13 protein-coding genes are annotated in these 13613 nt (G+C 46.4%); 5 read left to right on the top strand and 8 right to left on the bottom strand.

Annotated elements, in window-relative coordinates; all coding sequences use genetic code 11:
• Window position 1: 1 nt before the first annotated feature.
• The 4 genes from CTN_RS02645 to CTN_RS02660 are packed head-to-tail and all read right to left on the bottom strand — an operon-like array spanning window position 2 to window position 4452.
• A complete protein-coding gene (locus tag CTN_RS02645) occupies window positions 2-808 on the bottom strand; it encodes a tetratricopeptide repeat protein (RefSeq protein ID WP_244857378.1) in 807 nt (268 codons plus the stop codon).
• The gene (locus tag CTN_RS02650; protein ID WP_015919020.1) at window positions 808-3111 is read right to left on the bottom strand and encodes an alpha/beta hydrolase family protein; all 2304 of its coding nucleotides are present in this window, start codon (window positions 3109-3111) and stop codon (window positions 808-810) included. Before CTN_RS02650 ends, CTN_RS02645 begins: the two co-directional genes overlap by 1 nt.
• A complete protein-coding gene (locus CTN_RS02655; protein WP_015919021.1) occupies window positions 3108-3926 on the bottom strand; it encodes a polyprenyl synthetase family protein in 819 nt (272 codons plus the stop codon). The genes CTN_RS02650 and CTN_RS02655 overlap by 4 nt, the downstream gene beginning before the upstream one ends.
• On the bottom strand, window positions 3907-4452 hold the full coding sequence (locus CTN_RS02660) for a bifunctional nuclease family protein (RefSeq protein ID WP_038066870.1): 546 nt from the start codon (window positions 4450-4452) through the stop codon (window positions 3907-3909). The genes CTN_RS02655 and CTN_RS02660 overlap by 20 nt, the downstream gene beginning before the upstream one ends.
• Before the next feature lie 116 nt (window positions 4453-4568).
• On the opposite strand from CTN_RS02660, the gene rdgB reads away from it, so the two are divergent.
• Window positions 4569-5162, top strand: coding sequence for an RdgB/HAM1 family non-canonical purine NTP pyrophosphatase (gene rdgB, locus CTN_RS02665; protein WP_038066873.1), 594 nt, complete (start codon window positions 4569-4571; stop codon window positions 5160-5162).
• On the opposite strand, the gene lgt is transcribed toward rdgB, so the two are convergent.
• Window positions 5110-5979 (bottom strand): prolipoprotein diacylglyceryl transferase, encoded by an 870-nt coding sequence (gene lgt, locus CTN_RS02670; RefSeq protein ID WP_038066731.1) that lies wholly within the window; start codon window positions 5977-5979, stop codon window positions 5110-5112. The two genes, rdgB and lgt, sit on opposite strands and share 53 nt — an antisense overlap.
• Window positions 5976-6221 (bottom strand): DUF370 domain-containing protein, encoded by a 246-nt coding sequence (locus CTN_RS02675; protein ID WP_038066734.1) that lies wholly within the window; start codon window positions 6219-6221, stop codon window positions 5976-5978. Before CTN_RS02675 ends, lgt begins: the two co-directional genes overlap by 4 nt.
• A 50-nt stretch (window positions 6222-6271) precedes the next feature.
• Here CTN_RS02675 and CTN_RS02680 point away from each other — a divergent pair, with 50 nt between their 5' ends.
• Both CTN_RS02680 and CTN_RS02685 read left to right on the top strand, forming a co-directional pair.
• On the top strand, window positions 6272-6721 hold the full coding sequence (locus tag CTN_RS02680; RefSeq protein ID WP_015919025.1) for a flavin reductase family protein: 450 nt from the start codon (window positions 6272-6274) through the stop codon (window positions 6719-6721).
• Window positions 6722-6814: 93 nt separating this feature from the next.
• Window positions 6815-8116, top strand: a complete 1302-nt coding sequence (locus CTN_RS02685; protein ID WP_038066740.1) for an alkaline phosphatase — start codon at window positions 6815-6817, stop codon at window positions 8114-8116.
• Window positions 8117-8136: 20 nt separating this feature from the next.
• Here CTN_RS02685 and pheA read toward each other — a convergent pair whose 3' ends face one another.
• Window positions 8137-9789 (bottom strand): prephenate dehydratase, encoded by a 1653-nt coding sequence (gene pheA, locus CTN_RS02690; RefSeq protein WP_231555983.1) that lies wholly within the window; start codon window positions 9787-9789, stop codon window positions 8137-8139.
• A 185-nt stretch (window positions 9790-9974) separates the two neighbouring features.
• Between pheA and CTN_RS02695 the strand changes: the two genes are divergently transcribed.
• Window positions 9975-11846, top strand: a complete 1872-nt coding sequence (locus CTN_RS02695; RefSeq protein ID WP_038066746.1) for a DUF4914 family protein — start codon at window positions 9975-9977, stop codon at window positions 11844-11846.
• A 22-nt stretch (window positions 11847-11868) separates the two neighbouring features.
• Here CTN_RS02695 and CTN_RS02700 read toward each other — a convergent pair whose 3' ends face one another.
• Entirely contained in the window at window positions 11869-12516 is a 648-nt protein-coding gene (locus CTN_RS02700; protein WP_015919030.1) for a lactate utilization protein, read from the bottom strand.
• Between the two features lie 548 nt (window positions 12517-13064).
• Between CTN_RS02700 and CTN_RS02705 the strand changes: the two genes are divergently transcribed.
• Window positions 13065-13613 carry a YceD family protein gene (locus CTN_RS02705; protein ID WP_038066750.1) on the top strand — a complete coding sequence of 183 codons (549 nt, stop codon included), beginning with the start codon at window positions 13065-13067 and terminating at the stop codon, window positions 13611-13613.

The following is a 13613-nucleotide window of genomic DNA, read 5'->3' on the forward strand; positions in this document are numbered from 1 at the left end:
TTTATTCCTCCCTTAGTTTCTTTTTCAAGGCCAGAACGAGCTTTCTGGCATCTTCTTCGGTGTACTCTTCTTTGGCTTCAAGTTCTTTGAGAGTTTCCTCTACATCCAGATTCGCCTCTTCAGCCGTCAAATCGTCGGGTACTTCCTCGGATCTTTCGTAGATTTCTCTTGCTTTTTTCAAAGCCTCTTCCACATCGAGGCTTTCCTCTCCAGTATTTTCTTCCTGAATTCTTCCAAGAAGTTCTTCAAGAACGTCGAGCCTCTCGTCTGCCTCTTTTTTCTCTTCCAGAGCGGGAATTTCCTCTGGAATGGCTTCAGGTTCTTCGAGTGTTTTTCCTGCTTCTTTTGCAGTTTCCGGTGTTCTCGTGATACGCTTGATAAGCAACCTTTGCAGGAGAAAGACGGCCAGGAACGTTCCACCTGAAACAACTATCGAAAGCCATGTAGGAAAACCCTTCGATGTCTCGGTGGTTTTCGACTTCCCGGATGGTGCCTTCGATCTCACGTACTTTTCCCACTCTTCCTGTGGAACGTTGAGTCTGTTCAATATCTCTCTGGCTATCACGTTGTCTGGAAAGTTCGACAGATACGCCCTTGCCTTCTCGTAGTCACCTATCGCATAGGCACATATTCCCATTTTCAACTTCACAAGAGGATCTCTTTCCTCGATCGTCGGATCTTTCTGGAGGGATTCTTCGAACAACCTCAACGCCCTTCTGTAGTCTCCTTCGAGATAAGCGTTCAGGGCGTTTGTGTAAAGATCGTTCGAGAAGATCGTCAGAGAAAGCAGTAGAAAAAAAAGGAGCATCAACCTTCTACACGCCATTCTTCCAGAGATACTCCCACCTTCTCCTCAAACACAATGAAAATTCCTTCCTCACCCGCAAATGCGTCAACGATCTTTCTTGTGAAACTCTGCCTGACTCCCTCTGTTACGTCTATTACCTCATTTTCACCGATGGCGAATATCTTTTCCTGAAAGCGCAGAATCTTTACTGGAACGGAGAGTGCCAGATGCCCCATTTCCAATTTCTCTCCTGAGACATAAGCAACAGAACCATCACTCAAAAGTATGTAAAGGGCGTCATCCACGAAAGTTCCATCGACTATGTCTGCACCATCTCCAAATAAAGAACTCAGTACTCTCTCTTTTTCAGCGAAATCTTCATCGAGAACGATGATCTCCTTGCTACTCAAAAGTAGATACCTTCCATTCTCTTCTTTTATGGAAACTCCGATTCCAGGTGAAGTGGCAAGAAGCTTCTCTTTTCCATCTTCGAAAAGGTAGTACCTCACACCACCTGGAACCATCTGTGCATAGAGAATGGCATCTTTTGTTATCAAAGCATCTTCTACATCAACGTTCACAGGGAAGGGTGCGTACCTGCTTATTCCTACTCTGTCTATCAGATATATATCACCTTTACTCAGAAAAGAGATGTAATCGTTCACCTTCTTGAAAAATTTCACGCTTCCCTTGAACATCTCTCTGTCCCACATCAGAACACCCGAGCCGGTGGCGACATACACATCCTTCCCAAGAGTCGATCCCGCTGTGTAGGAAGATAGTGTCAGCGATCGAACCCGCCTCAGGAAATTTTTCGATAGAAACTTTTGAGGGAACACTTTCTTTTCAACTTCTACTTTTTCCTCCTGGGGACTGAGGCTCTCTGAAGAGATCTCTGGATTTTGTACTGGGAGGTACTCTCTGTAACTGTCATCTTTGAACCCGGAGAAAACGGGAGTTTCGTAGCCTAGGAGTTCTTCCACCCGTGACAGGTTCTCTCTCTGCGAGTAAAGATCGTAGAAGCTTCCTTTCAGTTGCAGTGTTTTGCCTATTCTACACGATTGGATGGAAACAAATCCGTCGCCGTTTTCTTTCACAAACTCCGGATAGAACTTCTCCAGTTCGGTTCCCGAAACATCGACACCGTAGGGGGGAGTGTCTCCACAGATGGAAAATATTTCCACATCTTTCCCGTTGAAATTTTCCAGTTGTCTTATCAACGAAGAATCAGGCAGGATTTCCAGTGCCACCTCTCCCAGAGTATCTATGAGGTTTCTGATGTGAAGTGTCATCATCTTCAACTTCGTCCACTCCACTCCAAAGATTCCACTGAGCACCTCTGGATCTTTTTCGAAAAACATCGAGGAAAAATACAGTGGGTTGACCACGTTGGTTCCACGCACTGGAGTGGAAAAAAGAACGACCCTTCTGACGTTCCCCACCTCAGGATGGCGCTGAAGCATCCTCAAAACAATCAAACCACCCGTTCCATGGGCAAGGATGTCGAAATCGTACCTCGAGAGTTCAAGCAGTTCTTTCGAGAGAAAGTCCGCCTCAAAGTCGATGAAACTTCTTCGTCCTTCCTTCCTCACAAATTCCCTGTACGCTTCACTGTAGGAAAGAGATCTCGAATCGTAAAGAGCGTACTCATAGATCATCAGCGTTCGATCGGGAAACACGGCCTCCCATATGTTACCATCACCGACAGAACCTTTGAAGGTGGGATCTTCCCCCGGCACTATCAGGACAGCCGGAGCAGGACTGGTTACCATCTCTCTCAGAAGAGTCACGCCATGCTTCTGAAAACCAGCGGTTTTCATCACCAGACCAAAAACAGAAAGATGATAGGTGAAGGCCTCAACAAAGTATCCCCTTTCGTCTTTTCCTATCATTGAACCAGGGATAACCCGGTATCCTCCATCATCCGTTGCGTAAGCGAGGGCAAGGTTGTTGTAGTTCTCACCCCTGAAGTATTGGGAATCGAAATAATATTTGAGGTGAATGGGCTTTAAAGCGAACTCGTTCACTCCGTCAGCGAATTCCACTCTGTAAAGATCCCCTATGAACGCGTCGGAATACTTTCTTCTCTCGTCACCTGATATTCTGGTTATCTTCAGAACTTTTTGCTTTCCAAAGGCCCCGCTCGGTACCTCCACCTTGAGATTGATGAAACCCGATTCCGCTCCCTCTTTCCCAACCCTGAGGGAAGCCTCTTTCTGAAAAAGAAAGAACAGTATCAAAACTGCTCCCAGAACGACAAGGAACGATATGAGAACGATTTTCCTTCTCAGAAGAATCTCCAGGATCTTTTTCAGCAGGCTCATCTTTCCTCCACCATTTTTTTCAAATTCCTCAAGAAATCGAAGGTTCTGTGAAGTCCCTCTGATTCCAGAGCCTCCAGTACCTCCTCGTAGTATTTATCGGCAAGCTGCTTTGCCTTCTGAACCCCCATCTTTTTGACCAGCGTGACCTTTTTAACATCCTTTCCCACATCTTTTCCTAACTTCTCGAGTGAGCCAAGGACATCCTTTAAATCGTCGTATATCTGAAAAGCAACTCCAAACTTCTCCCCCAGTTTCTTCACGAAGGTATGGTCGAGGCCTTTCAGGAGAAAAGGAGCGGAAAAGCAAAAGGCAAACAGTGCGCCCGTTTTGAAAGAGTACATCTTCTCTACCATTTCTACTGAGATCTCTTTCTCTTGCCTTTCGAATTCAACGTCCATTGCCTCACCCAGAAGAAGTTTGTACGCGGTTTCTGAGAATTCTTCAAAGAGTTTCGGTTCTCTGACTTTTGCTATCTGTGAAAAAGCCAGAAAGAACAGGCCATCGCCCGCAAGGAGTGCAATTCCCTCACCATAGGCCCTGTGGCAGGAGGGCTTCCCTCGACGAAAATCCGCGTTGTCTATAGGGGGCAAATCGTCGTGAACGAGAGAAGCCGTATGGAATAGCTCCACAGCAACTGCGACATCGACGAGACGCTCCTCTTCCACCCCAATATCCTCACCCACGGTGAGCACAAGGAGAGGCCGAATCCTCTTACCCCCAGCCGTGACCGAGTACTGCATCGCGCTTTCGGTGAGAAGGTTGAAGTGCGGCTTCACCAGTTCTTCTATTCTTCTCTCAATCGTTTCCTTCTTCATCTTCTTCCCTCTTCTTCTCTATCATCTGCTTGAACACATCTATGTTGAGATTTTCGATGAACTTTTTGAATTCCTCCTCTTCGTTTCTGTCTTCTCCTATCTCCAGCTCGATAGCGTGCTTTTCCACGAGGTTTTCGGACACAAAAATGGTTGCACCGGTTTTGACGGCCAGTATTATCGCGTCGGATGGTCTGGAGTCGATCTCTATGAGGGCAGCCTCCTCGTCCTCTTCGTCGGTGTAGGTGAGATCACGCAGTATCAGAGAGGCGTAAAACGTGTTGTCCTTCAAAGAGTGTATTACGACTTTCTCCACCCGGGCCTCAAGTGATTCGAGAACACTCAGGAGCAGATCGTGCGTCAGAGGACGGGGAAAGTCCACCTTCTCCAGGGCCAGTGCAAGGGCATGACCTTCGCACGCTCCTATCCAGATGGGAAGTACCTTGCTGGTACCCTCTATGCCCAGTATTACAACGGGTGTGTTGCTCACCCTGTCCAGAACAAGAGCTTTCACCCAGGCCTTCTTCAACACATTTCCCTCCCTCCAGATTTTTCCGCTCCAGAGATATTCTACAACCAAATTTCAGATGGTGGCAAAATTTTTGAATTAGAATGGAGTTGATCAAACTGAAAAAGGGAGGAGTTATGGTGGGTACATTCAGAATCTACGTTGCCACTACGAACCCACATAAAGTCGAAGAGATCAAAGAAATCGCTCCAGAGTGGGCAGAGATTTTACCTTCGCCGGAGAAAATCGAAGTGATCGAAGATGGAGAGACCTTTCTGGAAAACTCCGTGAAAAAGGCGATCGTTTATGGGAAAAAACTCAAATCTCCTGTGATAGCCGATGATTCTGGGCTTGTTATCTACTCTTTGGGAGGGTTTCCGGGAGTTATGTCCGCTCGATTCATGGAAGAATACACCTACGAGGAGAAAATGAAAACAATTTTGAAGATGCTGGAAGGCAAAGACAGAAAAGCCGCTTTTGTTTGCAGTGCCACGTTCTTCGATTTTCAAAGAAATCTCCTCGTTTCCGTAGAGGACAGAGTAGAGGGTTATATAGCTGAAGAAATAAGGGGAACGGGTGGGTTTGGCTACGATCCCTTCTTCGTACCAGAAGGGTACGACAGGACCTTCGGTGAAATGCCTGAACTCAAGAAAAAACTCAGCCACAGGTCCAGGGCTTTCAGAAAACTGTTTTCGATACTCTCGAAGATCTCAGAATCAGAAAGCCTGTGAAACCCAGAAGAATCAAAACAGCGCTCAAAAGTTGAGCAGCCCTTATGTTGCCCATCATCAGACTGTCGACCCTGAGTCTTTCTATCATGATCCTTCCAAGGGAGTATAAAAGAAAATAAAGGCAGGTTATCTCCCCCGGTCTCTTGCGGTATTTTCTGTAATACACGCTCAACATAAAAAACACCAGAAGGTCCCAGACAGATTCGTACAGAAAGGTTGGATGGAAAAAGGAGTAATCCCTGTACAGAACGGGCCTGTAAGGTTCAGGAACGAACATCTTCCAGGGAAGATTCGTTGGCACTCCAAAGGCCTCGTAGTTGAAAAAGTTGCCCCATCTGCCTATCGCCTGTCCCAGTGGAAGAACGGAGGTGAAAAGATCCGTTGCCTGCAAAAATGAAAAGGAAGGCCTCTTAAAAACGATGTAGAGAAAACCCGTTATCAGAGCACCGATTATGGCTCCGTGTATGGCAAGACCACCCTCCCAGATCTTCAAAACGTCCCAGAAACTCCTGTAGTATCTCAGGTTGAAGAGAACGTAATAGAGCCGGGCTCCCACGATGCCAAAAATTGCTCCATAGAAGACCAGTTCGTCGAACTCTTCCACATTGATTCCTTCTTTCTTTGCCCTTTTTCTGGCCAGGAAATAGCTGAGGAGAAATCCTGTCAGGATGAGGGTTGAATACCATCGAAGTTCAAAACCGCCGATTCTGAAGATGTATCTTCTCACAAGAATCTCGCCACTGAACACCTTCACAAGGAAGATCGAAAGAAGAAGAACCCCAAGAACGACCAGTAACGCTGTCAGGGTCCTCTTCATCTTCTCCTCCTTCCCCATATGACACGAACCGCTATCCTGTACCTTGTGGGAATGAGAACCACGTGACCGCTGTCCATGATGACCGCCGTTTTCGCCTGCTTGCCGAAAGTGGCGTTTATTATTTTGTTTGCGTAGAAGTCTATATTTTTCAACTTCTTTTCCATGGCAGTGCTGACGGGCATCACCGCAACGATTCGTTCTCGAGGAAGGAAGACCTTCCTTCCAAAGGAAACAAAGCTCACACTTTCACCTCCATCATGGTGTATGATACCATTTTCTGGGGGGTGAGAATATGGACGCACTGGGAAAACTCTACACTTCCACCGCTATAGTTACGGTGAACGTCGATGGTAAAATGAACGGTATCACCGTGGCGTGGGTGACGAGGGTGTCCTGGCAACCTCCCATGGTGGCGGTTTCCATAGGAAAGACGAGGTACACGAGGGAACTCCTCGACAAGTCGGACTCTTTCGCCGTCTGTATATTGGGAAAGGACGCAAAAGAAATCGCAGAGTACTTCGGAACTGTTTCCGGAAGAACAACCGACAAATTCAAAAAATACTCCTACACAATGAGTGAAGGAAACCTTCCGATTCCAGAGGGAACGATCGCATATCTTGAGTGCGAAAAAGCGGGCAGGTTCGAAGCGGGAGATCACATCGTCTACGTTGGAACGGTGAGAAGGCAAAAGCTGCTGAAAGACGAACAACCACTTCTGTTTGGAGAACACAGGCTGATATAGAAGGCAGGGAACTCCCTGCCTTCATTTTTTTCAACAGTTTTGAAAACATCCTGAACAGAACGCATATACGATAGAGATCGGGAGGTGATTCAGGTGAGAAGACTCATCGTGCTGGTTCTGGCTCTTTTGCTGGTTGCTTTTTCATTTTCACAGGTGAAGAACATCATCTACTTCATCGGAGACGGAATGGGACTTTCACAGGCGTATCTCACGAGTCTGATCGAGGGAAGACCGCTCTCGTTCATGAAAACCCCTTACACAGGTCTTGTGAAGACCCACTCTGTGGACAGCTGGGTGACGGATTCTGCCGCCGCGGGAACTGCTCTGGCAAGCGGTTTTAAGACGAAAAACGGTATGATCAACGTTCTTCCCGACGGCACAAGGGTTCCCACCATCTTTGAGATAGCAAAAGCATATGGAGCCAAAACGGGCATCGTTGTCACCTGCAGAGTGACACATGCGACACCGGCAGCCTTCTATGCGCATGTCAAAAGCAGAAGCGAAGAAAACGAGATAGCAAGGCAACTCGTGGAAAGTGAAACAGTGGATCTGGTCATGGGAGGAGGATGGGCAAACTTTCTTCCTGAAAGCCTTGGTGGTAAAAGATCGGACGGTCTCAATCTCATCGAAATGGCGAAGAAAAAGGGCTACGTCTATGTGACAAAAAAGGAAGATCTGATGAAACTTCCAGAGAACACCGAAAAGGTCCTGGCGCTTTTTGCGCCGAGCCATCTTGACCCAGCAAGCAGTAGAGAGGAACAGCCCATGCTCTACGAAATGGTGAAGAAGGCCCTGGAAATACTCTCAAATGATGAAGAGCCCTTCTTCCTCATGGTGGAAGGTTCTCAGATCGATTGGGAAGCACACGACAACGATATCTACGGTGTTTGGAAAGAAGTCGTGGAGTTCGACAGAGCGGTTCAGGTGGCTCTCGACTTTGCCCTCAAAAGAGGAGATACCCTCGTGATCGTGACAGCAGACCATGAAACAGGAGGTCTTGCACTCTCTTCGGGTGACTACAGGGTTGATGTGGACAGAATCAGAAAGTTCTCAAAGACCACCGACTGGATCTTGGCGAATTACTCTTTGAAAGATCGCGAAAGTTTCAAAAAGGCCATCGAAAAATACTTCGGTCTGACTCTGTCCGACTCGGATCTCGACAGAATCACCTCTTCAAACAATTCCAAAGTAGAACTCGGAAGGGTGTTGAGCGAAAAGGTGAACGTTGGCTGGACCACCACATCACACTCCGGTGTTCCGGTCCCCATCTATGCATTCGGTCCCGGTGCGGAGAACTTCACAGGATTTCTGGACAACACCGATATCCCGAGGATCATGATGAAACTCGCTGGATACTCCCTTCAGTATCCACTCGTGAAAGAACCTGTGAAATGAAATGAGGGGCTCTGTGCCCCTCATTCAAACACGTCCAGTTCTTCGATCTCATCGAACACCCCGATTATCTTGTAGAACGCTGTTACCTTTTCGAGATCTTTCAGGTCTTCCTTGCCAAGAGGTGCCTCCACTTCCACGAAGAACACGTAATCTCCAAGAAACGTTCTGGCTGGTCTTGATTCCAGTTTTCTCAGATTCATTCCCTTGTTTGCAAAGACATCCAAAACCGCTTTCAAAGCCCCGGGTTTGTCCTGAACACCGAAGAACAACGATGTGTACTTTCCCTCCATCTTACCCGTCTTTCGCCTTATGATGTAAAATCTTGTGATGTTCTTTTCTTTTAAATCCTGGATACTCTTTCTCAGAATGAACAGACCGTACATCCTGGCTGCATTTTCTGACATGATGGCAGCAGATTCATCGTCGAGTAGATTCACCGCGTCGCTCGTTGAGGTGGTGTAACGGATCTCCGCGTGGGGCAGATAAGCGTTGATAAAACCAAGGGATTGTGAGATCGCCTGAGGATGAGAGTAAATCCTCTTGATCTCTTTCAGATCGAGCCTTCTTTTTGCAACAAGGCAGTGATGAACCTCCAGTTTTGCCTCACCGAATACTTCCACTTCGTGGTTCAGCAGGGCATCCAGCACAGGAATCACCGTTCCGTGGGTGGAGTTCTCTATTGGAACGATTCCATAATCTGCTTCTCCTTTCTCCACCATCCTTATGATCTCGTCCGTTGAGGCACAGTACTTTATCGGTATCCTCGAGCCGATCAGTTTCAAAGCCATCTCATCACTGAAGCTCCCCATAGGACCGAGGACTGCCACCGTCTTTGAAATACCAAGTAGTCTGTATTCTTCCTCTTTCGCAAGTTTCATGATCTCCTCAAATACACGTCTCACACGCACAGGGTTCAAGCTGGTCCTGTCCAGAATCTCTTTCACTTTCTGCTCTTCAACCTCTCTGAGGTCCACGGGAGAATCTGTCTTTTTCTTCTCCTCTGCGATTCTTTTTGCGACTTTCATTCTTTCATCGATCAAACCTAATGTTACAAAATCTATAAGCCTGATCTTGTGCCTCATCTCGTTCAAACTGACAGGAGGTCTGAAGAGTTTTGAAAACTCACCTATCAACTCGCTGTGTTCGACGGGAAAGTCGTTGTCTTTCAATCGAGGGATGACCTTTTCTGCCAGAGCCAGAAAGTTACCAGTTTCCTCCCTCCAGTTCAGAAGGTGAGAAGCATACCCCATAAGAAAAGAATCTTTCAGTGCGCGAGCAAGGAAAAGAAGAACAGAATACTTCTCCAGAATCTCTTTGTACTCTCCCCAGGAAACGTCCTTCAGGATAATTCCAAGATTCTTCAAAAAGTCCAGAAACGTGGTGATACGTTCATCCTCGCTCTTTTCGAGGACGTAAAACTCTGAGAATGCGAACTCCTTGTAAAAAACGGGAAAGATGCTGACAAAGGGAACAGACCTTTCTCTATAGAACGCTACAGACTTATCTTTGAATGGATAAAGATCCACAACGGCTTTTCCGGAAAGGTCCACATCCAAAAGATCCTCAGATACCACAAGTTCGGCCTGAAGGATCGAATCTGTGAGTTCCCAGACAGTACCTATTAACTCTTTCTTCAGGGATTCTGTCAGGGGACCTTTTCCGCGTATGTGCACTTTCAATCCTCTCAACCTCCACTGAAAATTCTGTTTTTTGGAATCTTTAAGCATTACTTTACTCTAATACATCTTCGTTATATATATTAATCCTCACGAGAACAATCATTAACACACCGCATAAAGTTGCAAAGAGGAGCATGGTATAATTTGGCTTGAAAACTATTCTACAGAGGGGTGATAAAGTGAAAACAGCCGTTCTGAACAGATTCGTGTTTTCCGACGAAGTTAAGGATATCATAGAGAGCGCTTCAGAAATAATAATACCAGAAAGCAGAAAAGAAATTCTTGAACTTGCAACAGGCAATAAAGACGTTTTTGAAGTGGGATACGACGTTCCAGGAAAAGGCTTCGTAGTGGAAGCAACCGTTACACGTTGCAGAAATGGCCTGGTGGTGAATTATCCTGAACCATACATGAGAAGAAGAGATCCAGATGCCCTTGTGGTTGGAGACAATAAGGAAACAGACAAGCCAAGGTTCAAGGACCGATTCGGAAAAGACTTCGAACCTATTCGGCAGGAAACCTTCGACTGGTTGAAAAAACAGGAGTTGATCCTTTTACCCTTCATGGCAGGAGGATACGATTATGGCTATCCGGCCGTTCTGATAGCCCCGAAGAACGCCGGCTTTTTTGTGGGAGGACTGGCAGATCTTCAGTTCTTCGTTCCGGCAAGCAAAATCCCGGAGAATTTCAAGCCGAGGTTGTACATGTTCCTGGCACCCCCCTTCAGACACACCCATTTCAACGGAAAACAGGTGGTGGTCCATTACAGGCACAATTCCCATTACGAGATATTCTCTTACAATCTCTATCCAGGACCAAGTGCGAAGAAAGGAGTCTATGGATTTTTACTCTACATAGGTGAAAAAGAAAAATGGGTCACCGCACACGCTTCTGCGGTGAAGGTGATCACCCCGTACGAAAATGAACTCGTTATCATGCACGAGGGAGCAAGCGGTGGTGGAAAGAGTGAGATACTCGAAGAGATCCACAGAGAACCTGACGGCAGGATAAAACTCGCGGAAAATCTGATAACGGGAGAAAAGTTCTACATAGAACTCAAAGAAACCTGTGCGCTCCAGCCGGTGGCCGACGACATGTTCATGTGCCACCCGAAACTCCAAACGGGGAAAAAACTCGTAGCGAAGGATGCGGAAGCTGGATGGTTTATAAGAGTGGACCACATAACGGAGTACGGAAGTGCTCCAGACTTGGAAAGGCTGACGATACATCCACCTGAACCTTTAATTTTTCTCAACATTCATGCCGTTCCAGATTCAACAGCCCTGATCTGGGAACACATCGAAGATGAACCGGGGAAACCCTGTCCGAACCCGCGTGTCATCATCCCAAAGAGATTCATGAAAAACGCCATCTCCGATCCCGTAGAAGTGGATGTGAGAAGTTTCGGTGTGAGAACACCTCCGTGTACAAAAGAGAAGCCAACGTACGGGATCATCGGCCTTATGCAGGTACTACCCCCCGCAATAGCGTGGCTCTGGAGGCTGGTGGCACCAAGAGGATTCGCCAACCCGAGTATAGTCGGTACGAAGGGAATGACGAGCGAAGGTGTGGGATCTTTCTGGCCGTTCTCTTCCGGAAAGATGGTGAGGCTCGCCAACATTCTTCTTGAGCAGATCATAGACACACCCGGAACCAGGTACATCCTCGTTCCAAACCAACACATAGGAGTCTACAAGGTCGGATTCATGCCGGAGTGGATCGCAAGGGAGTACCTCTCAAGAAGAGGAGGAGTGAAATTCAAACCGAACCAGCTCGTGCCGTCAAAATGTGCTCTGCTTGGATTTTCACTCAAGGAAATGAAGATCGAAGGAATAACGATCCCCAAGGAACTTCTGCAACCACATCTGCAACCGGAATTGGGAGAGGAAGCCTACGAAAAAGGAGCACAGCAACTCAGAGACTTCTTCAAGAGAGAACTCAAAAAATTCCTCACAGAGGATCTGAACCCGGTTGGAAGAGAGATCATCCAGTGCTGCCTCGACGATGGGTCCCTTGAGGATTATCTGAAGATCATTCCCATGAACTTTTAAAGCGGGGGACAACCCCGCTTTTTCAAAGTCCAAGGTCTTCAAGTGTCAAGATCACCTTGAACCTTCCAGGCTGCCTCACACCGGATTCCACTACCAAGAAATAATCGCATATTCTCTGGGGAGAAGAACAGTCAGCGCAGAATCCCGTCTTCGTACATGGGGTTTCCAGATTCAATCGCTTTGAATTCATCGGAGAAATGTACCTCAACCTCTCTCTTGCTTCTTCGACATCTTTTACCACTTTGTTCACGCTTGCGATCACGATCACATTCCTGGGACCGTAGACAACCGCTGCCACCCTGTTCCCGTTTCCATCGAGAAAGACCAGTTTTCCATCCTCCGTTATAGCATTTGCACTGGTGAAGTAGTAATCAGCCCAGAAACTCTTTCTGTATATCTCCTCCACTTCCTCTCTGGTTTTGGCGGAATACCTGTCAAGGAAGTTGTATTTTCCACTGCGCAGAAGATCGAGAACACCAGTATCAGCCAGTGTGAGAGAACCACCAACCGCCACGGTTGCGCCTTCTGGAACGATCTCTTTTACTTTCTCAACGACTTCTCTCCTGTCTTTCACCACCCAGACCTCATGTTTCTTTTTTCTTAAACTGTTAGCCAAATGCTCAGCGATCTTCTCTTTCTTCCACAGCCACAAATCTTCTCTCAGACTCACAGAAAAACACCTCCTTGGATTATGAATTTTGAGACTTAAACACTAAAATATCTTACCTACAACTAAAATGGTAGGTTTAGTGGTAGGTTTCTGAACACTACTTATGGTATCTATTGGTAGAAAACACACAACATGAAGTAGAAAAAGTGATGAAGAATCATTCTTTGCTTCTTTTTTCACAAATAACCTACCACTTCTCTCTGAAATCAGCTTCCAAAGCCGATTTGAAGGTGGTAGGTTTCTGTATGATTCACCAAAAGAGCACTTTAGTTCTCACAAACAATTTTACCGTAAAATCTTCGTTCTTTGAAATCCTCTTCTGAAGAGAGTTTCAGAAAACCTACCACCTGAAATCCTCTTCAAAAGCGACTTATAGAATAACTTACCACTAACCTACCACTAACCTACCACCTGGGTGGTAAGTTGCAGACATGATTCTTTCTTGCATCAGAAAACGGATAGAAATTTTCAACTTGAGAAACCTACCACTTTGCGGTCTGTTTTATTACTACTACTACTAAGAGTATAATAGTCATGAGGTGAGAAGAATGGACTGGAAAGTTGAACTTGCAGAAATTGAAAAGAAAAAACGATTTTTTCTGGAAGGTGAGTACAAAAGTGAAGGAATAGAACTGGATGTGGGTTTTTGTAAGTTCCTGGAGCCGGTTCGGGTGAAGATGGTTGTTGCAAAGACCAAAGATGGATTCACCATCGGTGGGTACGTTCACACAGCGATAGAGCACCCGTGTGCCAGATGTCTGGAACCAACGCGTGTGGAGATAAAAGGTGTGATAGAGGCACTTTATCTTCCAGAGAGCATGCGAAAAAATGTAAAAGAAGAGAAACTTGAATCTTTGAAGAATATCATATACTATCATGAAACGGAATTCGATCTTTCAGAGAGAATCGTTGAAGCGATAGTGGTGAGTGTACCCGAAAAGGTTCTGTGTAAACCGGATTGTAAAGGACTGTGCCCGCACTGCGGAACCAATTTGAACGAAGAACCCGATCACAGGTGTGATAAAATTCCTGTGGTCGACAGTCGATTCGAGATCCTTGCTAAACTGAAGGATAACCTTGAGAACAGGGAGGTATAA

Source organism: Thermotoga neapolitana DSM 4359, assembly GCF_000018945.1.
In the GTDB taxonomy this organism is placed as follows: Bacteria; Thermotogota; Thermotogae; order Thermotogales; family Thermotogaceae; genus Thermotoga; species Thermotoga neapolitana.

What these genes read in the sequence shown, in the direction of transcription:
- CTN_RS02680 (WP_015919025.1), top strand. Translation starts at nt 6,272, where the DNA reads ATGGACGCACTGGGAAAACTCTACACTTCCACCGCTATAGTTACGGTG.
- CTN_RS02655 (WP_015919021.1), bottom strand. Translation starts at nt 3,926, where the DNA reads ATGAAGAAGGAAACGATTGAGAGAAGAATAGAAGAACTGGTGAAGCCG.
- lgt (WP_038066731.1), bottom strand. Translation starts at nt 5,979, where the DNA reads ATGAAGAGGACCCTGACAGCGTTACTGGTCGTTCTTGGGGTTCTTCTT.
- CTN_RS02705 (WP_038066750.1), top strand. Translation starts at nt 13,065, where the DNA reads ATGGACTGGAAAGTTGAACTTGCAGAAATTGAAAAGAAAAAACGATTT.
- rdgB (WP_038066873.1), top strand. Translation starts at nt 4,569, where the DNA reads ATGGTGGGTACATTCAGAATCTACGTTGCCACTACGAACCCACATAAA.
- CTN_RS02645 (WP_244857378.1), bottom strand. Translation starts at nt 808, where the DNA reads ATGCTCCTTTTTTTTCTACTGCTTTCTCTGACGATCTTCTCGAACGAT.
- CTN_RS02650 (WP_015919020.1), bottom strand. Translation starts at nt 3,111, where the DNA reads ATGAGCCTGCTGAAAAAGATCCTGGAGATTCTTCTGAGAAGGAAAATC.